Source organism: Hydrogenivirga sp. 128-5-R1-1, from assembly GCF_000171895.1.
Genome location: NZ_ABHJ01000111.1, coordinates 1 through 2,517 on the forward strand (window position 1 = coordinate 1; position 2,517 = coordinate 2,517).

The following is a 2,517-nucleotide window of genomic DNA, read 5'->3' on the forward strand; positions in this document are numbered from 1 at the left end:
TGACGATCTTAGATGCTTTGGAGTCATGCTATGGCTGGTATTTGGGTGCATAGCAACTGGATTTTTGCACTTCATCTCTTGCGTGGGACGGCTCACCACTTCAAAATGGAGATAGAGTAGGACAGATAATAGTTCAGGTTGAATCTATTTTATTCACAATTGTATATACAGCCATAATGACAGCTATTCTTTATTTCATAACATCTGCAATAACTGGCGGTGCAAGAGTTGATGAAGAAACTGAGACAATGGGACTTGATGAAGCAACACACGGAGAAAGAGGATTTAATCTATAAAAATATGTTAATCATCTAATATGCTATAATTTTGAATTTAAAATAAAATTCTTAAAGGAGGTAGCATTTATGAAAAAATTAGTAGGAACACTTGCAGCAGCAGGATTTTTAGCGGTAAGTGCAACGGCAGGTACAATAAATGTAGCCAATTCTGATATTGAAATGGAAGGAGGAGTATCTGCTGGATACTTTTACACTTCAAACATAGGAAGTTCAAATACTGACTATTTTACAGTTTCTTCATTTGCAGTTGACCTTAAAGCAGAGGCAAAACCAATTGGTTTTACTGCAGGTTTTGGAGCATCAGGACAACCTGACCTTTTAGATGCTACTCAACCACCATCACCAAATTTTGAACTTGAATATGGATGGGTTAGCATTAAACCAATAGAAGGTTTAACTTTAAATGCTGGTTTACTTACAACAAACATAGGTTATGAACTCTACCATACATATGACAATCCTAACTACACATTTGGTATGGTATGGTATGGACAGCCTTTCGTATATCCGGGAGCAAGAGCAACTTACACAGTTGCAGAAGGAATTGATGTTTATGCAGAATACAATCAAGATTCTGGAGATGCATTTGCTGTAGGTTCTATTGGTTCTATAGGAAATATAAACTATGCAGTTTCATATTATGACTATGCTGCAAACAAAAACCTTGTGGACGTTGTATTATCTACAAATGTTTCAGGTATAGACATTGGTGTTAATGCAGATTACCAATGGTATGATGATACAGCAAAAACAGCTGGAAATGATGATTCTGCCTATGGAGTAGCTTTATATGTTATTCCTTCATTAAGTAAAACAGTATCCATTCCAGTTAGAATTGAATATATAAATCAAGGAACAAGTGGAATCTATGCAGCAGGAATTGGTAAAAATGCAAAATCATTCACAATTACTCCAACATGGAAACCTACAGAAAATACTTATTTAAGAGCTGAATTTTCTTATGTTTCAACAGATAAAAAAGGCTTCACTGATGATAAAGGAAATAATAAAGACAGCAGAACTTTTGCTGGTGTAGAAGCAGGCTTCCTATTCTAAGAATTACAGGGGATTTTCCCCTGCTTCTGCTAAACCTGATACTATCAAAGGGGCTTTAAGCCCCTTTTTTTATTTTTATCTTCAAAATAATCTAAAATATAAACACTACTATCTAATAATGAGGTAAAAATTATGAATGAGACATTTGAATTAATACTTACTATTGTTGTATTTGGACTTATGTTTGGAATTATTTTCTTTTTGATGATTTACTGGAGCAAAAAAGGAACTGTAGTTGATGAAAGAGATAAAAAATGGTATCAAACACAGCATGAAGATAATGATAAAAATACTTGATATATGTTAAATTATTAATTAGATAATATTTTACGGAGGATACCTTGAAATCCTTAACTTCAAATGAAATTAGAAAAAACTTTTTAGAATATTTTAAAAATAAAGGTCATGAAATAGTTAAATCATCATCAATTATACCAGAAACAGATCCAACCCTTTTATTTGTAAATGCCGGAATGGTTCCCTTTAAAAATGTATTTTTAGGACTGGAAAAAAGACCATATAAAAGAGCTGCTTCCTGCCAGAAGGTTTTCAGGGTTTCAGGAAAGCACAACGACTTAGACAATGTTGGCTATACGCCAAGACACCATACATTTTTTGAGATGCTTGGGAATTTTTCATTTGGAGATTATTTCAAAAAAGAAGCTATAGAATATGCATGGGAGTACCTGACTAAAATTTTAGAAATTCCTGAAGAAAAACTGCACGTTTCTGTTTTTATAGAAGATGATGAAGCTTATGATATATGGAAAAATGTAATTGGACTGCCTGAAGAAAAAATACATAAACTTGGTGTTGAAGATAATTTCTGGTCAATGGGAGAAACAGGACCCTGTGGACCCTGCTCTGAGATTTATTTTGATAGAGGCGAAGAATACGGAAATCCAGAATTTGGCTCAGATGAAGATGAAAGATACTTAGAAATATGGAATCTTGTTTTTATGCAGTATAACAGGGATGAAACAGGTAAATTAACACCTCTTCCTCACCCAAATATAGACACAGGAATGGGTCTTGAAAGAATCGCATCTGTTCTGCAGGGAGCAAAATCAAATTATGAAACAGACCTTTTCATGCCGATTATAAAATGGACTGAAAATATTTCAGGCAAAAAGTATAACCCTGAAAACCCTAAAGATATAAA

At 33.7% G+C, this 2,517-nt stretch carries 4 protein-coding genes; all 4 read left to right on the forward strand.

The features are described from left to right. Positions 1–173: 173 nt before the first annotated feature. Complete coding sequence (locus HG1285_RS20325) at positions 174–296, forward strand: hypothetical protein (protein WP_232219515.1); 123 nt, start codon at positions 174–176, stop codon at positions 294–296. 69 nt (positions 297–365) lie between these two features. Further along, entirely contained in the window at positions 366–1,355 is a 990-nt protein-coding gene (locus HG1285_RS04655) for an outer membrane beta-barrel protein (RefSeq protein WP_008288589.1), read from the forward strand. Positions 1,356–1,487: 132 nt separating this feature from the next. Beyond that, a complete protein-coding gene (locus HG1285_RS19825) occupies positions 1,488–1,652 on the forward strand; it encodes a hypothetical protein (RefSeq protein WP_008288590.1) in 165 nt (54 codons plus the stop codon). A gap of 44 nt (positions 1,653–1,696) precedes the next feature. After that, positions 1,697–2,517 (forward strand): alanine--tRNA ligase-related protein (locus HG1285_RS04650; RefSeq protein WP_008288591.1); only part of this gene is annotated, 821 nt, incomplete at its 3' end.

Bases quoted from the DNA above. Each gene is read 5' to 3' on its own strand.
- HG1285_RS19825 (WP_008288590.1), top strand. From the start codon at position 1,488: ATGAATGAGACATTTGAATTAATACTTACTATTGTTGTATTTGGACTT.
- HG1285_RS04655 (WP_008288589.1), top strand. From the start codon at position 366: ATGAAAAAATTAGTAGGAACACTTGCAGCAGCAGGATTTTTAGCGGTA.